At 41.8% G+C, this 21,807-nt stretch carries 23 protein-coding genes and 1 other annotated feature; all 23 genes read left to right on the forward strand.

Annotated elements, in window-relative coordinates; all coding sequences use genetic code 11:
* Positions 1 to 141: 141 nt before the first annotated feature.
* The 23 genes from rpsU (at position 142) to Q8G36_RS21805 (ending at position 21,718) form a co-directional block, all read left to right on the forward strand.
* Positions 142 to 315, forward strand: coding sequence for a 30S ribosomal protein S21 (gene rpsU / locus Q8G36_RS21695; RefSeq protein WP_028391853.1), 174 nt, complete (start codon positions 142 to 144; stop codon positions 313 to 315).
* A 14-nt stretch (positions 316 to 329) separates the two neighbouring features.
* Positions 330 to 773, forward strand: coding sequence for a GatB/YqeY domain-containing protein (locus tag Q8G36_RS21700; RefSeq protein WP_305161943.1), 444 nt, complete (start codon positions 330 to 332; stop codon positions 771 to 773).
* A 349-nt stretch (positions 774 to 1,122) separates the two neighbouring features.
* A complete protein-coding gene (locus Q8G36_RS21705; RefSeq protein WP_370694101.1) occupies positions 1,123 to 2,397 on the forward strand; it encodes an NfeD family protein in 1,275 nt (424 codons plus the stop codon).
* 50 nt (positions 2,398 to 2,447) lie between these two features.
* A complete protein-coding gene (floA, locus tag Q8G36_RS21710; RefSeq protein WP_370694102.1) occupies positions 2,448 to 3,437 on the forward strand; it encodes a flotillin-like protein FloA in 990 nt (329 codons plus the stop codon).
* 22 nt (positions 3,438 to 3,459) lie between these two features.
* The gene (locus tag Q8G36_RS21715; RefSeq protein ID WP_305161945.1) at positions 3,460 to 3,951 is read left to right on the forward strand and encodes a hypothetical protein; all 492 of its coding nucleotides are present in this window, start codon (positions 3,460 to 3,462) and stop codon (positions 3,949 to 3,951) included.
* Between the two features lie 127 nt (positions 3,952 to 4,078).
* Positions 4,079 to 4,363: a sporulation protein YqfC gene (gene yqfC, locus Q8G36_RS21720; RefSeq protein WP_305161946.1), complete on the forward strand. Its 285-nt coding sequence runs from the start codon at positions 4,079 to 4,081 to the stop codon at positions 4,361 to 4,363.
* Between the two features lie 15 nt (positions 4,364 to 4,378).
* Positions 4,379 to 5,566 carry a sporulation protein YqfD gene (yqfD, locus tag Q8G36_RS21725; protein ID WP_305161947.1) on the forward strand — a complete coding sequence of 396 codons (1,188 nt, stop codon included), beginning with the start codon at positions 4,379 to 4,381 and terminating at the stop codon, positions 5,564 to 5,566.
* Positions 5,567 to 5,569: 3 nt separating this feature from the next.
* Complete coding sequence (locus Q8G36_RS21730) at positions 5,570 to 6,532, forward strand: PhoH family protein (RefSeq protein WP_305161948.1); 963 nt, start codon at positions 5,570 to 5,572, stop codon at positions 6,530 to 6,532.
* 189 nt (positions 6,533 to 6,721) lie between these two features.
* Positions 6,722 to 8,896, forward strand: a complete 2,175-nt coding sequence (locus Q8G36_RS21735; protein WP_305161949.1) for an HD family phosphohydrolase — start codon at positions 6,722 to 6,724, stop codon at positions 8,894 to 8,896.
* Positions 8,893 to 9,369, forward strand: a complete 477-nt coding sequence (ybeY, locus tag Q8G36_RS21740) for an rRNA maturation RNase YbeY (protein WP_305161950.1) — start codon at positions 8,893 to 8,895, stop codon at positions 9,367 to 9,369. Before Q8G36_RS21735 ends, ybeY begins: the two co-directional genes overlap by 4 nt.
* Complete coding sequence (locus Q8G36_RS21745; protein ID WP_089361538.1) at positions 9,347 to 9,724, forward strand: diacylglycerol kinase family protein; 378 nt, start codon at positions 9,347 to 9,349, stop codon at positions 9,722 to 9,724. Before ybeY ends, Q8G36_RS21745 begins: the two co-directional genes overlap by 23 nt.
* Before the next feature lie 39 nt (positions 9,725 to 9,763).
* Complete coding sequence (locus Q8G36_RS21750) at positions 9,764 to 10,162, forward strand: cytidine deaminase (protein WP_076365241.1); 399 nt, start codon at positions 9,764 to 9,766, stop codon at positions 10,160 to 10,162.
* Positions 10,155 to 11,084, forward strand: coding sequence for a GTPase Era (gene era, locus Q8G36_RS21755; RefSeq protein ID WP_305161951.1), 930 nt, complete (start codon positions 10,155 to 10,157; stop codon positions 11,082 to 11,084). Before Q8G36_RS21750 ends, era begins: the two co-directional genes overlap by 8 nt.
* A gap of 99 nt (positions 11,085 to 11,183) precedes the next feature.
* On the forward strand, positions 11,184 to 11,327 hold the full coding sequence (locus tag Q8G36_RS21760) for a YqzL family protein (RefSeq protein WP_101222596.1): 144 nt from the start codon (positions 11,184 to 11,186) through the stop codon (positions 11,325 to 11,327).
* A 33-nt stretch (positions 11,328 to 11,360) separates the two neighbouring features.
* Positions 11,361 to 12,113: a DNA repair protein RecO gene (gene recO / locus Q8G36_RS21765; RefSeq protein WP_305161952.1), complete on the forward strand. Its 753-nt coding sequence runs from the start codon at positions 11,361 to 11,363 to the stop codon at positions 12,111 to 12,113.
* Positions 12,114 to 12,171: 58 nt separating this feature from the next.
* Positions 12,172 to 12,348: a binding site (T-box leader), on the forward strand.
* A 98-nt stretch (positions 12,349 to 12,446) separates the two neighbouring features.
* Entirely contained in the window at positions 12,447 to 13,343 is an 897-nt protein-coding gene (gene glyQ / locus Q8G36_RS21770; protein ID WP_034308488.1) for a glycine--tRNA ligase subunit alpha, read from the forward strand.
* Positions 13,330 to 15,399 (forward strand): glycine--tRNA ligase subunit beta, encoded by a 2,070-nt coding sequence (glyS, locus tag Q8G36_RS21775; RefSeq protein ID WP_305161953.1) that lies wholly within the window; start codon positions 13,330 to 13,332, stop codon positions 15,397 to 15,399. Before glyQ ends, glyS begins: the two co-directional genes overlap by 14 nt.
* Before the next feature lie 162 nt (positions 15,400 to 15,561).
* Positions 15,562 to 16,200 (forward strand): helix-turn-helix transcriptional regulator, encoded by a 639-nt coding sequence (locus Q8G36_RS21780; RefSeq protein WP_305161954.1) that lies wholly within the window; start codon positions 15,562 to 15,564, stop codon positions 16,198 to 16,200.
* A gap of 16 nt (positions 16,201 to 16,216) precedes the next feature.
* The gene (locus tag Q8G36_RS21785) at positions 16,217 to 17,038 is read left to right on the forward strand and encodes a pyruvate, water dikinase regulatory protein (RefSeq protein ID WP_370662553.1); all 822 of its coding nucleotides are present in this window, start codon (positions 16,217 to 16,219) and stop codon (positions 17,036 to 17,038) included.
* A gap of 513 nt (positions 17,039 to 17,551) precedes the next feature.
* Positions 17,552 to 18,007, forward strand: a complete 456-nt coding sequence (locus tag Q8G36_RS21790; RefSeq protein ID WP_076366289.1) for a YaiI/YqxD family protein — start codon at positions 17,552 to 17,554, stop codon at positions 18,005 to 18,007.
* A gap of 51 nt (positions 18,008 to 18,058) precedes the next feature.
* Positions 18,059 to 19,864 (forward strand): DNA primase, encoded by a 1,806-nt coding sequence (dnaG, locus tag Q8G36_RS21795; protein ID WP_305161968.1) that lies wholly within the window; start codon positions 18,059 to 18,061, stop codon positions 19,862 to 19,864.
* Positions 19,865 to 19,899: 35 nt separating this feature from the next.
* The gene (gene rpoD / locus Q8G36_RS21800; protein ID WP_034308477.1) at positions 19,900 to 21,033 is read left to right on the forward strand and encodes an RNA polymerase sigma factor RpoD; all 1,134 of its coding nucleotides are present in this window, start codon (positions 19,900 to 19,902) and stop codon (positions 21,031 to 21,033) included.
* Positions 21,034 to 21,484: 451 nt separating this feature from the next.
* On the forward strand, positions 21,485 to 21,718 hold the full coding sequence (locus tag Q8G36_RS21805; protein ID WP_305161955.1) for a hypothetical protein: 234 nt from the start codon (positions 21,485 to 21,487) through the stop codon (positions 21,716 to 21,718).
* The last annotated feature ends 89 nt before the right edge of the window (positions 21,719 to 21,807 follow it).

The raw sequence follows: 21,807 nt of genomic DNA on the forward strand, positions 1-21,807 counted from the left end.
ATGATAATAACATGATGATATTCAAAATAAGTTTGATTTTATTGGTTGACCTGCTAAAGATGATATATTATAATTGTTTAGTACATGTATAACATGTTGACAACTTGAGTTAGTGTGTTGTTTTCGGAGGGAGGGAAAGAGATGTCTAAAACCGTCGTTCGTAAAAACGAATCGCTTGAAGATGCTCTTCGTCGTTTCAAACGTACTGTATCTAAAGCAGGATCGCTTCAGGAAGCTAGGAAGCGTGAATTTTATGAAAAACCAAGCGTAAAACGTAAGAAAAAGTCTGAAGCTGCAAGAAAACGTAAATTCTAAGAGAGGGTGGAAAGATGAGTCTTCTCGAGCGTTTAAATAATGATATGAAACAAGCGATGAAGAACAAGGAAAAGGACAAACTATCTGTTATTCGGATGCTGAAAGCTTCTATTCAAAACGAAGCCTTGAAGCAGAGACAAGATTTAACAGATGATGAAGAATTGACAGTGCTCTCTCGCGAATTAAAACAACGCAAAGACTCCCTCCAGGAGTTTGAAAACGCAGGTCGTTCAGATCTCGTGGATAAAGTCCGCACCGAACTAGTATACGTAGAGGCATATATGCCTGAGCAACTTTCAGAAGAAGACATTTCTAAAATCGTTGAACAAACGATTGAGGAAGTCAATGCAACATCCAAAGCAGATATGGGCCGAGTTATGGGAGCTTTAATGCCTAAAGTTAAAGGTAAAGCGGATGGTTCTCTAGTAAACAAATTAGTACAACAACATCTATCTTAAACTCTAAACTTAAAACTCGAAACCTAACCGCAGGCAAATTGCCTGTGGTTTTTGTGTATTTCATGAATTTTATGCGTATATTATTGCAACGAAGCCTAAGATTATAGGGGCACTTTTAATTTTATTTGCTTTTTTTGAAACCTTTTTCATATACATACGTAATAACTAAAGAACAGAGTAAAGGGTTGCTTCATTTGCTCCTTATTCGAATGTTAGTTGCGAGCTGAATTTACTGGTAGGTTTTCCTTCTGAATATAGAGGCACTTACCGCGTTTAATACGGGAAAGGGGGCGTTCCGTTGAAAATTTGGCGTTATTTATCTGTACTCTTATTTGGATTGCTGTTCACCATGTCTTCTTTTGGGGGATCGACGGTTTCTGCAAACGAGAAGATCGTTTACCATGTTCCAATTGAAGAAACGGTGGAAAAGGGACTCTCGGCCTTTTTGGAACGCGCGCTGACCACTGCTGAAGCAGCTGATGCAGATCTTGTCGTTTTCGAGGTGAATACCCCTGGAGGTGCTGTGGATGCAGCAGGGAAAATTGCAAAGTTACTAACGGATTCACCAATCAAGACAGTTGCCTACGTCAATAATAGGGCTTTATCTGCAGGGGCATACATTTCTCTAAGTGCAGATGAGATCTATATGGTCCCGAGTGCCACCATGGGATCTGCGGCTGTGATTGATTCAACAGGGAACGCTGCAGGTAAGAAAGCACAATCTTATTGGTTAGCTGCCATGAAGACTGCTGCAGAACAAAATGGACGTGATCCCATATACGCCCAGGCAATGGCGGATGTTGACATCGATCTACCCGAATATGGAGCGGAAAAAGGGAAGTTGCTGACATTTACAGCTGAACAGGCAAAAAAAGCTGGATATAGTGAAGGCACCGTCTCTGGGAAAGCGGAGCTGTATAGTATACTTGGAGTTGAGGATGCTGATATTCGGTCAATCGAAGAAAGCTTTCCTGAGAAACTTGCCCGCTTCTTGACCAACCCGATCGTCGTTCCCATTTTATTAACGATAGCGGGAATCGGGATTGTGATGGAATTGTTTTCACCCGGTTTTGGAATTCCGGGGGTCATTGGAATCACCAGTCTTGTCTTATTCTTCTATGGTCATCTTGTCGCCGGTATCACCGGATACGAATCGTTAGCGATGTTCATCATTGGGGTCATTCTCGTACTAATTGAATTTTTTATCCCGGGGGGGATTATCGGGCTGCTTGGATTTACAGCGATAGTGGGGAGTCTTTTCCTCGCAACAGGTGATCCGGTCCATATGTCGATATCCTTGCTAATTGCGGTCACCGTATCCATTTTGGTATTCATCCTACTTGTAAAGGTGTTTGGAAAACAGATGAAATTTTTCAGGAAAATGATATTAACCGATGCAACAAAAACGGAACAAGGATATGTCAGCAATCCGAATCGTTTGGATTTATTAGGTGTAGAAGGGAAGGCCCTTACAGATTTGAGGCCTTCAGGAACAGCTTTGGTCAAAGAAGAAAGAGTGGATGTCGTGACCGAAGGAAGCTTTATTTCCAAAGGTTCGTCAATCATTATCGTTAAAGTTGAAGGATCAAGGGTAGTCGTCCGGGAAATTCCGGATTCAAATTAAAATTATAAGATACGGGAAGGATGAATCATTAAGTGATAACTTCAGGAACGATATTTATTGTACTGGCAGTGATTGCTGCTATCATCGTATTGGCAGTGTTTTTCACATTCGTACCAGTAATGTTATGGATTTCCGCTTTAGCGGCAGGAGTCAAAATCAGTATATTTACATTAGTTGGGATGAGGCTTCGCCGTGTTATACCAAGCAGGGTCGTCAATCCCCTTATCAAGGCCCATAAGGCTGGGATAAATGTTTCAACGAATCAATTGGAGAGCCATTACCTTGCAGGCGGTAATGTCGATCGAGTGGTGAATGCATTAATTGCTGCAGAACGTGCCAATATCACGTTACCTTTCGAACGGGGTGCAGCTATTGACCTTGCCGGTCGTGATGTCTTGCAGGCTGTTCAAATGAGCGTTAATCCGAAAGTGATCGAAACTCCGTTCATCTCAGGTGTAGCGATGAATGGTATTGAAGTGAAAGCGAAGGCAAGGATCACGGTCCGCGCCAACATTGAACGCCTGGTCGGTGGTGCCGGTGAAGAGACGATCATTGCCCGTGTAGGGGAAGGGATCGTATCGACGATCGGTGCTTCTAAAATGCACACGGATGTACTGGAACATCCCGATTTGATTTCAAGAACGGTTTTATCGAAAGGGTTGGATTCAGGAACGGCATTCGAAATTCTTTCCATTGATATCGCTGAAGTGGATATCGGTAAAAATATCGGGGCCATATTACAGACGGACCAAGCCGAAGCCGATAAGAAAATAGCCCAGGCAAAGGCCGAAGAACGCCGTGCGATGGCTGTTGCGCTTGAACAGGAAATGGTTGCCCGTGTTCAGGAAATGAGAGCGAAGGTTGTTCAATCCGAAGCGGAAGTTCCGCTGGCCATGGCTGATGCACTGAAAAGCGGAAACCTTGGAGTGATGGATTATATGAATATCCAAAATATCACGGCCGATACGGATATGCGCGGTTCCATCAGTAAAATATCCGAAAATCCAAAAGATAACAACAATAACCATAATAATAATTAGGTCAGGGAAGGAAGGTCTTTAAATGGGAGATTTTATTGATTTCTTTCTCAAGAACCCATTCCTTATCATTGTCTTGATCGGTATTTTAACGTCCATGTTAGGAAAGAAAAAACAGGCTCAAGATCCTAACACGCCTCCGAAAAAGAAATGGCAGGAGGTCATGCGGGAGCTTCAAGGTGAAATGCAAGGGGATCAGCAGCAAAGGCCTGCTCCTGCTCCCGTAAGGAAAGTCGAACAGCAGGCAGCACAGGCTGTTGAAGTGATCGATGAGACGAAGAGCGAAGCGGATGAAAGGATTGCGGAGCTTAGGCGGATTCAGCAGAAGTACGATCAAGAGCGTTTATATCAAAAAGCGAAGGCAGATCAACTTACATCAACGATTTCTGATAAAAACAGTCCGGTCTACCGGAAAGGACCGTCGTTTGGCAAAAAGCAGCTGATTGATGGCATCATCATGTCAGAAGTGCTGGGACCGCCAAGGGCGAAGAGAAGTCTTCAGAGGTCCAGAAGGTGATTCGGAGCCCCGGGCTTTTTAAGCCCGTCATTAAATGAGCATGAAAAAATAGACTTTCATTCACTTATAATTTTGTGCTAGAACCCTCTTTCATTTCATACATTGAGATGAAAGGGGGTTCTTTTTTATGGCACGCAATTGGGGAAAAAAAGTGAAACAGCTTATGACCAAAACAATGGACCTTCCGCAAGATGTCATGATGGACCTGCCGCGAATTACAATGATCGGACAATTACATATTTATATTGAAAACCATCGTGGCTTATTGGCTTTTACAGACAGAGAAGTGCGATTGATGCTGAAAAATGGGCAGTTGCTGATAAAGGGAAATGCCTTTGTCATAAAGACGATTTTGCCGGAAGAAATCATGCTCGAAGGCAAAATTGACAAGGTTTATTTTATCAATGAATGATCCCGGGAGGTCTCCATGAAAAACCAATGGACAAACTATTATACAGGCTATGTAAAGGTGAAGGCTTATGGCAAAGGTTCAGAACGGCTGATTAATATGCTGACGAGAAGGGGGCTTCATATCTGGGAAGTGAAGCGTGTCGGAAGTGAAGCCCTGATTTTCCATATGGATATCAGGGATATCCCCAAACTCCGTCAGGTCATGCGTAAGAGCGATTGTAAAGTAAAGTTCATGCAGGGAAAGGGTTTCCCTTTCCTAATGAAGAGAGTCATGAAAAATAGCGGGTTTTTAGCGGGGATGATCGCTTTCCTGCTTTGCATATTTGTACTTTCAAATATGGTATGGGGCATCGAGGTTCAAGATGCCAAACCGGCAACCGAGCACGCCATCCGGAAAGAATTGGACAAGATGGGCGTAAAGATCGGTAAAGTGCAATTCTTTGTTGATGATGTGGATACGATTCAGCGTAAGCTCTCGGACCGTGTTGGTGCATTGACATGGGTAGGGGTAGAGCTAAAGGGAACGACATACCATTTTCGGGTTGTGGAAAAACGGCAGCCTAAAGAAGTCGAGAAAACATCTCCACAGAATTTGGTAGCTTCAAAAAAGGCGATCATCACTGATATGTTCGTTCAAAAAGGACAATCTATTGTTAATGTGAATGATTATGTAGGAAAAGGGCAGCTTCTCGTTTCAGGATTGATTGGAAAAGAGGATAAACAGGAAATTGTATCCGCACAGGGAGTAATAAAAGGGAAAACGTGGTATAAAGCGAAAGTGGAAGTTCCGTTAAAAACCAATTTTTCTGTTTTTAACGGAGATGAAACGAGCAGGCACTTTTTGAAAATGGGGGGCTTTTCCGTTCCGGTATGGGGTTTCAAGGATCCGGGATATGAAAAACAGGAAAAAGAAACGACAGTGAGGCCTTTTCACTTTCTTCAATGGGAACTGCCCATTTCTTATAAACAAGTGACCTTAAGGAGCAAGGAAGATATTGTACGGAGTTATACGGAGAAAGAAGCGGTGGAGGAAGGCAAGAAAATGGCTAAAGCGGAATTGAAAAAGCATTTAGACGAGGAAGATGAAATCGTCGAAGAAAAAATTTTGCACGAAAGCATGGAGAATGGTAAAGTTAAATTATCTATACATTACCAAGTTATTGAAGATATAGCGATTGGACAGCCAATCATTCAAGGAGACTAACGAATGGCAGATGATGTGAAAGTAATTAAGCTCGAAATAGAATCACCCAATGAAGCGATCGCTCTATTGGGCAATGGAGATTCAAATGTAAAAGTGCTCGAAGAGGAGCTTGGCATTTCCGTCATAACCCGAGGTGAAGCGGTGAGTGTTGCCGGGGATATCGAGCGGGTAACGATGGGGGAGGAAATCCTCAAGGCATTATTGACAGTGGTCAGAAAAGGAATTGCAATCAGTTCCAGAGATGTGCTTTATGCAATTGAATTGGCAAGAAAAGGCACATTGGAGTATTTCGGTGAATTATATGATGAGGAAATCGCTAAAACGGCTAAGGGGAAATCCATTAAAGTCAAAACAATCGGGCAGAGATACTATATCCAGGCAATAAAGAAACAGGACCTTGTATTTGGAATTGGGCCTGCCGGGACCGGGAAGACCTATCTTGCTGTAGTGATGGCCATCAATGCATTGAAAAATGGACATGTTAAACGGATCATCCTGACACGGCCTGCCGTCGAAGCAGGGGAAAGCCTTGGTTTTCTGCCTGGTGATCTGAAGGAAAAGGTAGATCCTTATCTAAGGCCGCTGTATGACGCTCTCCATGACCTCCTAGGGTTGGAACAGACGCAAAGGATGATAGAGCGCGGAACGATCGAAATAGCTCCTCTGGCTTATATGAGGGGCCGTACGCTTGAAGATGCCTTTGTCATATTGGATGAAGCCCAGAATACGACGGAAGCCCAAATGAAGATGTTCTTGACCAGGCTTGGTTTCGGATCGAAAATGGTCATTACGGGAGATCGGACCCAGATTGACCTTCCAAAAGGTATAAAGTCAGGTCTTGTCCGGGTAGAAGAAATCTTGAAGAATGTTAAAGGCCTTTCCTTTGTTTATTTTGAACAAAGTGATGTAGTAAGACATCCGCTTGTCGCCAAAATCATTACTGCTTACGAGCAGGCGAAATCATAAGAAAAAATCCGCCATTTCAATCGGCGGATTTTTCGTGATGTGTCTAAATGACAAACTTTATGGTGAAAAAGTGGATATAGAATGAAAGAAGCTTTACATTTATCAATACGAAGGTGAAAATTCACATAAAAACTGTTATGATTTTACATATCTAGAATAATAAACATCATTTTTTTAGGAGGACCTTCCTTGAATCGTATCCAGAAATTTTTCACTCAAATAAAAGGGCTGTTGGTCCATCGCTTTTTTCAAGTGCTTTTGTTCATCATACTTGGTTTGTTTGCGTATGGGTTAATGTTCTCCAATGTTAAGCCGGAACGGGTTCAGGTAGAGCTTTTTAAGCCTGCGGAACAAACAATCCGTTCAACCAAGACTGTGGAAGATACCTATAAGACGGAACAGGAAAAAGAAGAGATTTCAAAACAGGTGGCGGATGTCTATTCTTTAAAAAAAGAATATGCCAAAAATAAAGTCGATCTAATTTCATCCATTTTCGATTCAGCAATTGAGGTGAATAAAGAAACGGACCCCGATGAAGATCATAAAGAAGATGAGGGAAAAGAGGATAAAAAAGAGCCCGTAAAGACGGATGCTCAAAAAGTATCCATTTTAAAAGAAAAATTAACCGATGAAGTGAATAAAAATATCGAGGAATCCGTTTTCCTTGCATTAGTGCAGGCGGATGAAGATGAGTTGAAAATAGCGAAGGATTCAACCATTACAGCTGTGAATAATGTGATGAGCTCCCGAATCGCTGCAAGTGACGTGGAAAATGCCAAGAAAAAGGTTGTAGAGGAATTGGGTTATATGAGCATCAGCGGCGATATGAAAAAAGCCTCCTCTTCCCTTGCGAGTGCGGCAATCATTCAGAATGTATTTTTCGATAAGGACAAAACCGAGGAACAGCGAAGGAAAGCGGTTGAAAGCGTGGAGCCAATCAGGATCCTTCAAGGTCAGATCATCGTTGAAGAAAATCAATTAGTGGACAGGGATGTATATAGGCAGCTTGAACTGGCAGGCTTCTTAAATACGGAGTCCACCGTTTACCCGTATATCGGCCTGCTGTTATTCATATTCCTGACTTTTGCCGCTTTTTATTACTATTTCTACTATTCCGTTTCCAAAAAGGATAACAAGTACAATCAGTTATTGATCTTCAGTCTTGTCTTTATCCTTTCTATGGCTACCATGAAAACGGTCAGCATTCTGGCAGACCTGAAAAACTCGAACTTGGAATACATTTTCCCGGGTGCCATGGCGGCGATGCTCATCAAGATATTATTGAATGATAAGTTAGCGGTAGCGATGATCATGTTGTTAGGTTCGTATGGTACGATTATATTTAATGGTGATACACCTGGAAATCTGGATTTCTCGATAGGGCTTTATATCATTTTCGGGGGATTGACGGCAATCATCATTCTATCTAGGCCAAATTTCAAATCGAAGGTGCTGGTAGCGGGGCTGCTATTGTCTTTAATCAATATGGCATTTGTTTTTTCGCTCATCTTTATTATGGACAGCCATTATACTAGAATGGAGTACTTGTATTATGCTGCTGCTGCCATAGGTTCTGGTGTGGGTTCAGCCGTTTTGACAATGGGCCTATTACCGTTTTTCGAGGCTGGTTTCGGGATCTTATCATCGATTAAACTCATCGAGCTCGCAAATCCGAATCATCCGTTATTGCGGAGGATCTTGATTGAGGCTCCGGGGACATATCATCATAGTGTAATGGTCGCCAATTTGGCGGAATCGGCTTGTGAAGCCATCGGGTCGAATGGATTGCTGGCAAGGGTCGGCAGCTATTATCATGATATCGGTAAAACGAAGCGGCCGCACTTCTTCATCGAAAATCAGATGAATGAAGAGAACCCGCATGATCGGCTGCAGCCGGAAATAAGCAGGGATATCATCATTGCCCATGCCGTAGATGGCGGGGAGATGCTTCGCAGTCACAAATTCCCGAAAGAGATTGTGGATATTGCGGAGCAGCATCATGGGACCACTTTATTGAAGTTTTTCTTCCATAAGGCAAAAAAACAGGATGAGTCCACACTCGAAGCTGCCTACCGATATCCCGGGCCGAGGGCGAAAATGAAGGAAGTAGCCGTCATCGGCATAGCCGATAGTGTGGAAGCTGCAGTGAGATCGATGAAGCACCCTACACCGGAGAAGATTGAAGAGCTGGTAAGTTTCATCATTCAGGACAGGATTTCTGATGGTCAATTTGATGAATGTGACATTACTATGAGAGAATTGAGTATCGTGAAGCATTCCTTATGTGAATCGCTGAATGGTATCTTCCACTCCAGGATTGAATATCCGGAGTCGGATAAATTAGGACAGAAGGTGAAAGAATGATTTTAGCTATCGATTTAATGGATGAAACGAATGAAGTAACGGAGGAAGCTCAGCAGCTTGTTGAAAGCATTCTGCAATTTGCGGCAAGAAAAGAAAACATTGAAAAAGACACCGAGCTGTCTGTTACATTTGTAGACAATGATAGGATTCGGGAGATCAATAAAGAATATCGTCATAAAGATTCAGCTACAGATGTCATTTCTTTTGCACTTGAAGAAATGGGAAAAGATGAAGTGGAAATTGTCGGAGCGGAAATGCCCCGCATGTTAGGGGATATCATCATTTCCATTGAACGCACGAAAGAACAGGCTGAAGAATATGGTCATTCATTTGACCGGGAACTTGGTTTTTTAGCACTGCATGGCTTTCTTCATTTATTGGGATTCGACCACATGAATGAAGAAGATGAAAAAGTGATGTTCACCAAACAAAAGGAGATCTTGGAAGAATATGGACTTTCAAGAGAAGGGTAAAAAAAGGTATCCTTTATTAAAAAGTTTCTCTTTTGCCTGTCAGGGAATTTTGGAGGCTGTTCGGACTGAACGCAATATCAAGATTCATTTCGCGTTAACGGCAATCGTCGTATTCTTTGGTTGGTACTTCTCACTGAATGGGATGGAGTGGCTTTTCATTTTGGCGGCCATAGCCGGTACGATTACGTTGGAGCTCGTTAATTCAGCGATTGAAAGGGTAGTGGACCTGGTAACGGATCAAATCCATCCGCTTGCCAAGCAGGCAAAAGATATTGCAGCCGGAGCTGTATTCATATATGCTATATTTTCTATAATAGTTGGATTGATTATCTTTTTGCCTAAGTTTGGCCTGTAGGTTGCCGAAATGGTACTCAATTTGAAAGGAAGATGTGAATTGAATACAAAAGAATTGATTGAGGAAGCTAAAAAAGCAAGGGATAAAGCTTATGTGCCTTACTCCAAATTTAAGGTGGGGGCAGCCCTTTTAACCGCTGATGGAAAGGTCTATCATGGTTGTAATATAGAAAATGCTGCATACAGCATGTGTAATTGCGCCGAAAGGACAGCTTTATTCAGCGCTTATGCCCATAACGATAAAAAATTCACTAAACTTGCAGTCGTGGCAGATACCGATGGTCCCGTTTCTCCATGCGGGGCATGCAGGCAGGTTATTTCAGAACTGTGCGAAAAGGATATGCCGGTCGTTTTGACCAACTTACATGGGGATATAAAAGAACTAACAGTACAGGAATTGCTTCCAGGAGCTTTTTCACCGGAGGATTTAAATGGATAAACTATTTGATGATACACAAGTAAAAGATTACAAATCAGGTTTCATTTCGATTATTGGACGACCTAATGTTGGAAAGAGTACATTTCTGAATCGGGTCATCGGTCAAAAGATCGCCATTATGAGCGATAAACCGCAAACTACAAGAAATAAGGTCCAGGGTGTACTTACACAAAACGATTCACAAATGATTTTCATCGATACACCCGGCATTCATAAACCAAAGCATAAGCTTGGTGACTTCATGATGAAAGTGGCAACGAATACATTGAAGGAAGTCGATTTGATTCTCTTCATGATCAATGCGACTGAAGGATACGGACGCGGTGACGAGTTTATCATCGAAAAACTTCAATCCGTAAAAACGCCTGTTTTCCTAGTTGTAAACAAAATCGATGCGATGCATCCAGATGATTTACTTCCGATCATTGAAAAATACCAAAAGCTTTACCCTTTTGCGGCAGTCGTTCCGATTTCTGCGCTTGAAGGAAATAACGTAGATACACTGCTCGAACAAATCAAGGAACACCTGCCTGAAGGTCCCCAGTTTTATCCAGCTGACCAAGTGACCGACCATCCGGAACGTTTTATCATTTCCGAATTGGTCCGCGAGAAGGTACTGCACCTGACACGTGAAGAAATTCCGCATTCGGTGGCTGTTGTCATCGATTCAATTAAAAAAATGGACAACAGCGACACCATAAATGTCATGGCGACGATCGTTGTCGAACGTGATTCACAAAAAGGCATTGTCATCGGAAAGCAAGGGAAAATGCTTAAAGAAGTCGGTAGCCGTGCCAGAGTGGATATCGAAAACTTATTGGGCTCGAAAGTTTTCTTGGAACTGTGGGTGAAGGTACAGAAGGATTGGCGTAACAAAGCTAGCCAGCTCCGCGATTATGGTTTCAATGAGAGCGAGTATTAATTAACAAAATTTACGCGTCATGAAAGTTTGGAAAACGGTCAAGCTAATCATATGGTCGGATATTAATATTGCTAGTTAAAAATGAAAGGTGGGCTTTATATGTTGGATTTTACCTGGGAATTATTTAGTGAAACGGGTAATGTGGACACCTATTTGCTGTTTAAGGAGATAGAAGTCGAAAGACAGGAAAGACACTTGGTATTGAATGATGAGCTAGCAGAAATTGATTTTCCTGTTTCATAGGTTAGTCTTGGCGAGCATGGGTGGTGTCTTGGTATGCTCCAAAAATGTGAGGGCATTGTCATAAGGCGAACTGCATATGGAGAAAATAACAAAATCATTACTATATATACCCGTGAGCTAGGAAAAATTGGCGTTATGGCTAGAGGAGCCAGTAAACCTAACAGCAGGCTTTCTGCCGTCACACAGCTTTTTTGCTCCGGGTATTTCCTTGTAACCACATCAACCGGACTCGGAAGTCTTCAGCAAGGCGAAATGGTCGATTCACTCCGTTTCATAAGGGAGGATCTTTTTGCCACTGCTTATGCTTCCTATATTGTTGAATTGCTTGATAAAAGCGTCGAGGATAAGAAACCGAATCCATATTTGTATGAATTGCTTTTGCAAACCTTGCATTACATAAACGAGGAATATGACGCAGAGGTTTTGAAATTCATTTTTGAAATGAAGATGCTACCCGTCAATGGGATTAACCCTGTGCTGAACCAGTGTGCTGTATGTGGTGAAACGGAAGGGGAATTCTCCTTCTCGCTTCGGGAAGCGGGCTTTATCTGTCACCGCTGTCTGGGGAAAGACCCTTATCATTATAAAATTTCACCTGCAGCCGTCAAATTGCTGCGGATCTTTTATTATTTCGATTTATCAAGGCTCGGAAACATTTCCGTCAAGCCTGAAACCAAAAAAGAACTGCAGAAGATCATCGATGCTTATTATGAGGAATATTCTGGTCTGCATTTGAAATCAAAAAAGTTCCTGAAACAGATTGATACGATGAAAGATATGTTTTAGGATCTGACCTATTGACATTCCATGCTAGTTTGTATAAAATTCTAATCATCAAAATAAGAAGATTGCGTTGATGGAAAAGAGTATCTGTCATTCTCCATAAAAAGCGAACCCGGGACGGTGGAAGCCGGGATATGGATTTACAGGGAAAGGCGTTTCCGGAGCATGTTGCTTTGAAAAGAGGCCGTTTTATAAACGGCAATTAGGGTGGAACCGCGGGTATACTCTCGTCCCTATGCATTTCGCATAGGGACGGGAGTTTTTTGTTTGCCAAAATGTAATGGGTTCCGACCTTTATTTTAAAAAGAGCCGCTTTAAATAACCTGGAGGTGTACGATGAATATTCAAAATATGATTTTAACGTTACAAAAGCATTGGTCTGAACAAGGCTGCATATTAATGAATGCTTATGATGTCGAGAAAGGGGCGGGAACGATGAGCCCATACACGTTCCTGAGAGCCATTGGACCGGAGCCTTGGAGCGTTGCTTACGTAGAGCCTTCCCGCCGTCCTGCTGACGGTCGTTATGGTGAGAACCCTAATCGACTGTATCAGCATCATCAATTCCAAGTGATCATGAAGCCGTCGCCTGACAATATCCAAGAGTTATATTTGGATTCATTACGCGCTTTAGGGATAAATCCGCTTGAGCATGATATTCGCTTTGTGGAGGACAACTGGGAAAATCCATCATTAGGGTGTGCTGGTCTCGGTTGGGAAGTGTGGCTTGATGGAATGGAAATCACGCAATTTACATATTTCCAACAAGTGGGCGGCCTTGAGTGTAAGCCGGTTTCCGTGGAAATTACATACGGGATCGAACGTCTCGCCTCTTACATTCAAGATAAGGAAAACGTATTTGACCTAGAATGGACAGATGGATTCACAGTTCGGGATATATTTGGACAGCCGGAATACGAACATTCGAAATATACGTTCGAAACCTCGGACCTTGATATGCTGTTTCAGCTTTTCACGATGTATGAAAAGGAAGCGCATCGCCAAATGGAAGAAGGACTTGTACATCCTGCATATGATTATGTTTTAAAATGTTCACATACATTTAACCTTTTGGATGCCAAAGGTGCCATCTCGGTGACGGAAAGAACGGGTTATATTGCCCGGTGCCGTAACCTAGCGCGTAAGGTTGCCAAAACCTTCTATGAAGAGCGGGAAAAATTAGGCTTCCCGATCCTGAAAGTGAAAGGGGAGAATACAAATGAGCAAGCGTGATTTGTTATTGGAGATTGGATTGGAAGAGCTGCCTGCCCGTTTTGTGACAGCATCAATGAAACAGTTGTCAGATAAAGTGCAGCAATGGCTAACGGAAAAAGCGATTGAATTCGGAACGGTTGAAGCATTTTCCACACCAAGACGTTTGGCCGTATTGGTGAAAGACGTGGAAGAATCCCAAAAGGATATCGAAGAAGAAGCAAAAGGTCCGGCTAAGAAAATCGCTTTGGACAGCGAAGGCAACTGGTCTAAAGCCGCATTGGGATTCGTCAGGGGTCAAGGCATGACTACAGAGGACATTTATTTTAAAGAACTCAAGGGTGTGGAATATGCCCATGTGAATAAATTCATAAAAGGACAGCAGACCGTTCAGCTTTTATCTGAGCTGCAGGAAATCATCAGCGGCATGACTTTCCCGAAAAATATGCGTTGGGCCAATCAGGAGCTCCGCTTCGTCCGTCCGATTAAATGGCTGATTGCCTTATTCGGCAATGACATAGTTCCATTTAGCATTGCTGATGTGGAAACGGGCCGTGAAACGAAAGGACACCGTTTCTTGGGCGATAGCGCAATCATCGAGCAGCCGGAACGGTATGAAGATACGCTAAAAGAACAATTTGTAATGGCGGATCCAGATAAACGCCGACAAGTTATATTGGATCAGATTAAAGAACTTGAGCAGGAGAAAGGCTGGATCATCCCAGTCGATGAAGATCTGCTTGAAGAAGTCAATAATTTGGTAGAGTATCCAACGGTGTTATTTGGACATTTTGAAGAAGAATTCCTTGAGCTTCCTTCTGAGGTCCTTATCACATCAATGAAGGAACACCAACGTTATTTCCCTGTTAAAGATCAGGACGGGAAACTGCTTGCTTACTTTGTAACCGTGCGTAACGGCGATGACCGCCATTTGGATAAGGTTTCTAAAGGTAATGAAAAAGTATTGCGTGCCCGCTTATCGGATGCAGCATTCTTCTATAAAGAAGATCAGAAAAAAGAGATTGAGGATGCTTTGAAAAAGCTTGACAGCATCGTTTATCATGAAGAAATTGGTACATTAGCCGAGAAAACTGCCCGGGTAACAGCAGTGACCGGTGCCCTTGCGGATGCTTTGAATTTAAAGGCGGAAAAAGAAATGGCGCTTCGTACAGCGGCAATTGCCAAGTTCGATTTGGTGAGTCATATGGTTTATGAATTCCCTGAATTGCAAGGGTATATGGGTGAAAAATATGCGCTCTTAAAAGGGGAAGCCAAAGAAGTGGCCGCGGCTATCAATGAACATTATATGCCAAGACATGCGGATGACAATGTGCCGCCTTCAGTCATAGGAGCGGTTGTGAGTTTAGCTGAAAAAATTGATACTCTGTCTTCATTCTTCGCTATTGGCGTCATTCCTACAGGTTCCCAGGATCCTTACGCATTAAGAAGGCAGGCGAGCGGTGTCGTCCAGATTCTAGCAGAGAAGAAATGGAATATTTCTTTAGAGGAGCTTATTATTTTAGGCCTTAAAGGACTGGAATCAAAAGGCATCTTAAAACGTGATCTTGAAGAAGTTAAAGCGGATATGTTCATATTCTTTAAAGCCCGTGTCAAACATCTGCTTCAAGAACAGCAAATCCGTTATGATTTGATTGATGCAGTTCTGTTCAATGAGATCGGTTATATCCACTCTATCGTGGAACGTGCACATGTATTGGATGCGAAAAAAGACGAAGCAGGCTTTAAAGAAAGCCTGGAAGCTTTAAGTCGGATCATGAACATAGCCGTAAAATGTGACAATAAGGTGACAGTCGACCCTAGTGCCTTTGAAAATGATCAAGAAACAGCGCTATATGAAAAATTCCAAAAAGTAGCAATGCGTTATATGGAATCTAAAGATGAGAATGAGCGGTTTGAACAGCTTGTTTCGCTTCAAACGGAAATAGAGTCATATTTCGAGAATACAATGGTCATGGCAGATGATGAAGCAATCCGTAATAACCGTTTATCCTTAATGAAGGAAATCAGTGATTTGGTTGCAGGTTTTGCTGCCATGAATAAAATCATCCTTTCATGATCGAAAGGATGGATGGAAATCGGAAACACTTTAAATAAGGGTTTCCGATTTCTTAAAAAGATAAATGGTCAATAAATAGGACAAAAATGCCCTAATTAAATAATTTAGTATATAATTATTAAATGAATAACTTTTGTTACTTTACTCTGCGAAAGCAGTGGGGTGGTGATTATAATCCAATTGAATAAGCGTCAGGAACAAATTTTACAAATTGTAAAAGAAAACGGACCGATTACTGGAGAACATATTGCGGATAGATTGAACCTTACAAGGGCGACACTTCGTCCGGATCTAGCGATTTTAACGATGGCAGGTTTTCTTGATGCCAGGCCCCGAGTAGGGTATTTCTATACAGGCAGGTCAGGGACACAGCTTTTGACAGATAGCCTTAACCATCTTTATGTACGAGACCACCAATCGATACCTGTCGTTGTTGACGAGGGCATTTCCGTATATGATGCAATCGTCATGATGTTTTTAGAAGATGTCGGAACAATGTTCGTCGTCGATAAGCATGCATTGCTTGTTGGTGTCCTATCAAGGAAAGACTTGTTGCGTGCGAGTATTGGGAAACAAGAGCTTAACTCCATTCCTGTCAATATCATCATGACTAGGATGCCCAATATTACAATGTGCTCAAAAGAAGACCTTTTGATTGATGTTGCCAAAAAATTGATTGATAAACAAATCGACTCATTACCGGTCGTCAAAGACACAGAAAAAGGCTATGAAGTAATTGGAAGGATTACAAAAACCAATATTACGAAAGCATTCGTAGCTTTGGCTGATGAAGGCTATTAGGGGGCTTGCAAAAGGAATGACGGAGAATATGAACGGTTCTATTATATATGTTGTATCGGATTCAGTAGGGGAAACAGCGGAATTGGTTACAAAAGCCGCTGCAAGCCAGTTCTCGGGATCTGCTTTTTCCATAAAGAGAATTCCGTATATTGAAGATGAACAAAACGTGGATGAAGTAATATCATTGGCTAAGTTGGATGGGGCGATCATTGCATATACTCTAGTGAAGCCAGCTATTAGAGCGTATATGAAAGCACAGGTCGAGAAAGAAAACCTGTCTGCTTATGACATTTTAGGGCCGCTCATGGACATCCTTCAGGAAAGGGCGCCAAAAGGGCCGCTTAATGAACCTGGTCTGGTAAGAAAGCTGGATGATGACTATTTCAAGCGTGTGGAAGCCATTGAATTTGCTGTAAAATATGATGATGGACGTGACCCTCGAGGCATTTTACGTGCAGATATCGTCCTTGTGGGTGTTTCACGCACTTCCAAAACGCCATTATCACAGTATTTAGCACACAAACGCTATAAAGTGGCGAACGTACCTTTAGTGCCTGAAGTGGAACCTCCAGAAGAGCTGTTCCTGGTACCTCCTGAAAAATGCATTGGTTTAAAGATCAGCCCGGAAAAGCTGAACCATATTCGTAAAGAACGATTAAAGTCACTTGGGCTCAATGATCATGCCATTTACGCAAATGTGGAGCGCATAAAAGAAGAATTGACATACTTTGATACAATCATATCAAGGTTGAACTGTCCTATCATTGATGTAACCAATAAAGCTGTTGAAGAAACAGCCAATTTGATAATCAATATCCTTCAAAACAAAAACCGTTGATCCTTATAATTAAGGCAAATCAAAATGTGAGCTCGACACTCTATGTGTCGGCTCACATTTTAATGCCAAGGTCAAATAAGGGAATAACAAGAATAAGTTCAAAATAAATACATAAAATTCCTGGTGGTTTCCAAATGTAAATCCATTGATTTGCATGAAAACACATTCGGAATTTAAATGTTGGCATCTTCTAAACAAATAGACTATAATAAAAAATTGTGAGAAAAAAGTAATCTTAAGGTTTAGACTTAATTAATAAGGAATAAACTAAAGGTTAATGAGATGTCAAGGTTTTTATCATAAAAATAATTCGACATGTTCCGTATAATTCAGGAGGGGCTGGTCTTTTTCAAGGCAAAAGAGGTGCTTTCACTTAAATAAGCAGGTATTCTTTGAAGAATAATGTGTGCTCTTTTAGAGGGAACCCTCTGAATCAATGCTGGAAATTCACCATATCTTCATAAAGTTTAGGGGAGAAAAAGGATTATGCAGAAAGATGTAGAATTAGAAGGTATGAATAATAAACCTACGATACACGTCGATGCCGATGCATGCCCGGTGAAAGACGAAATCCTTCATTGTGCAAGTTTGCACGATGTTGAAGTCTGTTTTGTTGCATCATATAAAAATATGATGAATAACCCTGAAGGTAAATGGGTGTATGTCGACGCAGACAAAGAAGCGGCAGATCTTTATATAGTAAACTCAGTAAAAAAGGGTGATATCGTCGTTACTGCAGATATTGGTTTGGCTGGGACCCTGCTTCCTAAAAACGTTTATGTCCTTTCGCCAAGGGGAAAAGAATACACAGACGAGAATATTTTCATGCTCTTGGATATGCGTTATCAGTCGGCGAAACTCCGCAGGCAGGGTAAGCATACGAAAGGGCCGAAAGCATTCACAAAGGAAGATCGTGCATGTTTTACAAATAAACTTATGAAAACATTGTCGAACTTTGCAGGGAATTAGGAAACAGTATCGAATTAGAAACTATCACCAATATTGCAAGGTGGAAAAATGATAAATGGCCGTATAGAAGATGAGAAAATTAATCAAATTCGTGAAGCTGTTGACATTGTTGATTTAATTGGGGAGTATGTCCAGCTGAAGAAGCAGGGGCGCAATTACTTTGGCCTATGTCCTTTTCATGGTGAAAACTCGCCCTCGTTTTCCGTTTCAACGGAAAAACAAATCTTTCATTGTTTTGGTTGCGGGGCAGGCGGAAATATTTTTACCTTCTTAATGGATATAGAAGGCTACAGCTTTGTGGAATCTGCAAAAGTTTTAGCTGAAAAGGGAAATGTTCCTTTGGATGTTGAAATCAATAAGGATTCCAAGCGATCTAACATGCCGGCAGGCTCTCAGCAAATGGTTGAAGCCCATGACCTGCTGAGGAAGTTTTATCATCATCTCCTCGTTAATACGAAAGAGGGGCAGGATGCTCTCGAATATTTACTTAAACGCGGATTTACTGAAAAGACGATAGAAAAGTTCCAAATTGGCTACTCTTTGGATTCATGGGACTTCGTGTCCAAGTTTCTTTTAAAACGCGGGTTTCCAGCGGAATACATGGAGCAGGCAGGGCTTATTATTTACAGGGAAAAAGACGAGTCATATTTTGACCGTTTCAGAAATAGAGTCATGTTCCCAATTATGGATCATCAAGGAAATACGATTGCGTTTTCAGGAAGAGCGATGGGGGACGATGAGCCCAAATATTTGAATAGTCCTGAAACGCCAATCTTTAATAAAAGTAAAACTTTATATAATTTCCATCATGCAAGACCACACATACGAAAGAAAGAACAAGCAGTCATTTTTGAAGGCTTTGCCGATTGCATTTCAGCAGTTGGCGCAGGTGTAGAAAATGCGGTCGCCACGATGGGTACTGCCCTGACGGACCAGCATATCCAGCTTTTAAAAAGGAATACTGACCAGATACTTATTTGCTACGATTCGGACTCTGCGGGATTGAACGCAGCCAATCGTGCAGTTAATATGCTACAGGACCATGAGTTTTCCGTGAAGGTCGCTCTCATGCCTGATAACCTGGACCCCGATGACTACATAAAGGAATTCGGTGAAAAAAGCTTTGTTTCTGAAGTAATAGGGGCCAGTTTAACCTACATGGCATTCAAAATGCATTATTTGCGTCGAGGGAAAAATGTAAATAATGAAGGAGATCGAATTCAATATATCGAAGAAGTCCTTAAAGAAATTTCGCGATTGCCCAATGCAGTGGAGAGGGATCATTATCTCCGGCAGCTATCCTCTGAATTTTCCCTTTCATTGGATGCGCTGGAACAGCAGCAGCGTCAGGTGTTCTTTACGGAACGCAAGAAGGGGACACTGCCGCAGCCGGCAGCCCAAAAGAAAATGGCCCTGCAATATGAGCATAAGTTAAAGCCTGCTCACCATAATGCTGAAACGAAGTTGATTGCCCATATGCTAAAAAGCAGGGATATGACTTTCAAAATTCAGCAGTTGCTTGGGCAAACGGTCTTTCATGTAGATGAACATCAGGCAATCATCACCTATTTATATGCGTTCTATGAAGATGGACACGAACCGGATACAAGCTTTTTCCTTACTTATTTACCGGATCCAAACTTGAGAAGGATCGTTTCGGAAATAGAAATGATGTCAGTGAATGAGGAAGTTACCGATAAAGAACTGACCGATTGTATAAATCAAGTGTTGAAATATGAAAAGTTGTTAAAGATAAAAGAAAAACAAGTTGAAGAAAAAGATGCAGTCAGACGAAGTGATTATGTCACTGCTGCACAAATTGCCATGGAAATCATTAAATTGCGTAAAATGTTGTAGTCGTTTAGGTGTAAGTCCTGGAAGGAGGGGAACTAATGGCTGAAAAACCAGCACGTTCCAAACAAGTTGATAATGAATTTAGCCTTGAACAGGTGAAAGAAAAATTACTGGAGCTAGGTAAAAAACGAGGCTCTTTGACTTTAGAAAAAATCGCTGAAATGATTGGCGGTTTTGAGTTGGATTCCGATCAAATGGATGAGTTCTATGAGGTGTTAGCAGAAAACGGCGTCGAAATACTCACTGATGGTGAGGAAGACGAGGATGAAGATGATCCAGATGAGAAGAAACTTGCAAAAGAAGAAGAGTTTGACTTAAATGATTTAAGTGTTCCTCCTGGCGTTAAAATTAATGACCCAGTACGAATGTATTTAAAGGAAATTGGCCGGGTCGACCTTTTATCGGCAGAAGAGGAAATCTCTCTGGCGACGAGAATTGAAGATGGAGATGAGGAAGCTAAACGCCGTTTGGCAGAAGCTAACCTTCGTCTTGTTGTCAGTATCGCCAAGCGCTATGTCGGACGCGGGATGCTTTTCCTTGATTTGATTCAGGAAGGTAATATGGGACTAATCAAAGCAGTGGAAAAATTTGATTACCGCAAGGGATTCAAATTCAGTACGTATGCAACATGGTGGATTCGCCAAGCGATAACCCGTGCCATTGCCGACCAAGCAAGAACGATCCGGATACCGGTGCATATGGTGGAAACCATCAATAAATTGATCCGTGTCCAAAGACAGCTTCTTCAGGATTTAGGACGTGAACCTTCTCCGGAAGAAATTGCGGAGGATATGGACTTAACTCCTGAAAAAGTTCGTGAAATCTTGAAAATAGCTCAGGAGCCTGTTTCATTGGAAACGCCAATAGGTGAAGAAGACGATTCGCATTTAGGCGATTTCATTGAAGATCAGGATGCGACTTCCCCATCGGAACATGCAGCATATGAACTATTGAAAGAACAGCTTGAAGACGTATTGGATACTCTTACTGACCGTGAAGAGAACGTCTTGAGACTCCGCTTTGGACTTGATGATGGCCGCACCCGTACACTTGAAGAAGTAGGTAAAGTGTTTGGGGTCACCCGCGAGCGTATCCGTCAAATCGAAGCGAAGGCGCTACGTAAACTGAGACATCCAAGCCGCAGCAAACGCTTGAAAGATTTCTTGGAATAGAATATATATACCCTTAACAGAGCCCTCTTTGAATGCCCAGCGTTCGGGAGAGGCTCTTTTTTTCAATTCCGATGAAAAATATCCTTGTAAGAACAATGTTTATCAAGTTTTCTATATAATGTAATTAAAACAGAAACAATTGTAACAACTAAAAAACTAAGCCCTGTTAAAAAGAAATGATCATCATGGGGATGTGGGATTCATGGATAAATTGAGAAAGAAAATCATCATTCAAGCAATAAACTCCTGGAAGGAAAGTCGTATGCTTCCGGAGCAATATTGAAATTACCTGCTTGCATTATACTGTCAAGGCGAACTGCCGCCATCAAAATCGAATAAAACCGGGAGCGAAAAAAACGACATCTTTTCCGGGTTGTTGATTGGGGCCCTTTTTGCATTTATTGTATTTTTGAATTATTTTACTGAAATACCCATAAGAATGCAAATGCTTATGACAACAATTTCAATACTTATCTTTGGGCTGGCGGTCCGCCGCTTAAACGGCAGGAAAATCATTTTTCAGATGGCGTTGATGGGAATGGCGCTATCATTGCTTTTATTAACTGTCAGTATGACGGAATTCATGGCACCCGGCAAAGTGGACATCCTTTATATTTTCTTGTTCATTTATTGCGTCCTCTGGATTTTAATGGGCAATAAACTGAAGCTGCTCCATTTTCCATAGCGGGAGGCCTGGGAGCACTGGTCACTCTTTACTTTATTATTAATATAATTCAAGGACATTCCAGCGGTTTTAAAAAATGATTTTAGGGT

The sequence above is a fragment of the Peribacillus frigoritolerans genome, assembly GCF_030676415.1.
Lineage (GTDB): Bacteria > Bacillota > Bacilli > Bacillales > DSM-1321 > Peribacillus > Peribacillus frigoritolerans_A.

What these genes read in the sequence shown, in the direction of transcription:
- rpsU (WP_028391853.1), top strand. Translation starts at nt 142, where the DNA reads ATGTCTAAAACCGTCGTTCGTAAAAACGAATCGCTTGAAGATGCTCTT.
- Q8G36_RS21700 (WP_305161943.1), top strand. Translation starts at nt 330, where the DNA reads ATGAGTCTTCTCGAGCGTTTAAATAATGATATGAAACAAGCGATGAAG.
- Q8G36_RS21705 (WP_370694101.1), top strand. Translation starts at nt 1,123, where the DNA reads ATGTCTTCTTTTGGGGGATCGACGGTTTCTGCAAACGAGAAGATCGTT.
- Q8G36_RS21715 (WP_305161945.1), top strand. Translation starts at nt 3,460, where the DNA reads ATGGGAGATTTTATTGATTTCTTTCTCAAGAACCCATTCCTTATCATT.
- yqfC (WP_305161946.1), top strand. Translation starts at nt 4,079, where the DNA reads ATGGCACGCAATTGGGGAAAAAAAGTGAAACAGCTTATGACCAAAACA.
- yqfD (WP_305161947.1), top strand. Translation starts at nt 4,379, where the DNA reads ATGAAAAACCAATGGACAAACTATTATACAGGCTATGTAAAGGTGAAG.
- Q8G36_RS21730 (WP_305161948.1), top strand. Translation starts at nt 5,570, where the DNA reads ATGGCAGATGATGTGAAAGTAATTAAGCTCGAAATAGAATCACCCAAT.
- ybeY (WP_305161950.1), top strand. Translation starts at nt 8,893, where the DNA reads ATGATTTTAGCTATCGATTTAATGGATGAAACGAATGAAGTAACGGAG.
- Q8G36_RS21745 (WP_089361538.1), top strand. Translation starts at nt 9,347, where the DNA reads ATGGACTTTCAAGAGAAGGGTAAAAAAAGGTATCCTTTATTAAAAAGT.
- era (WP_305161951.1), top strand. Translation starts at nt 10,155, where the DNA reads ATGGATAAACTATTTGATGATACACAAGTAAAAGATTACAAATCAGGT.
- Q8G36_RS21760 (WP_101222596.1), top strand. Translation starts at nt 11,184, where the DNA reads ATGTTGGATTTTACCTGGGAATTATTTAGTGAAACGGGTAATGTGGAC.
- recO (WP_305161952.1), top strand. Translation starts at nt 11,361, where the DNA reads ATGCTCCAAAAATGTGAGGGCATTGTCATAAGGCGAACTGCATATGGA.
- glyQ (WP_034308488.1), top strand. Translation starts at nt 12,447, where the DNA reads ATGAATATTCAAAATATGATTTTAACGTTACAAAAGCATTGGTCTGAA.
- glyS (WP_305161953.1), top strand. Translation starts at nt 13,330, where the DNA reads ATGAGCAAGCGTGATTTGTTATTGGAGATTGGATTGGAAGAGCTGCCT.
- Q8G36_RS21785 (WP_370662553.1), top strand. Translation starts at nt 16,217, where the DNA reads ATGACGGAGAATATGAACGGTTCTATTATATATGTTGTATCGGATTCA.
- Q8G36_RS21790 (WP_076366289.1), top strand. Translation starts at nt 17,552, where the DNA reads ATGAATAATAAACCTACGATACACGTCGATGCCGATGCATGCCCGGTG.
- rpoD (WP_034308477.1), top strand. Translation starts at nt 19,900, where the DNA reads ATGGCTGAAAAACCAGCACGTTCCAAACAAGTTGATAATGAATTTAGC.
- Q8G36_RS21805 (WP_305161955.1), top strand. Translation starts at nt 21,485, where the DNA reads ATGACAACAATTTCAATACTTATCTTTGGGCTGGCGGTCCGCCGCTTA.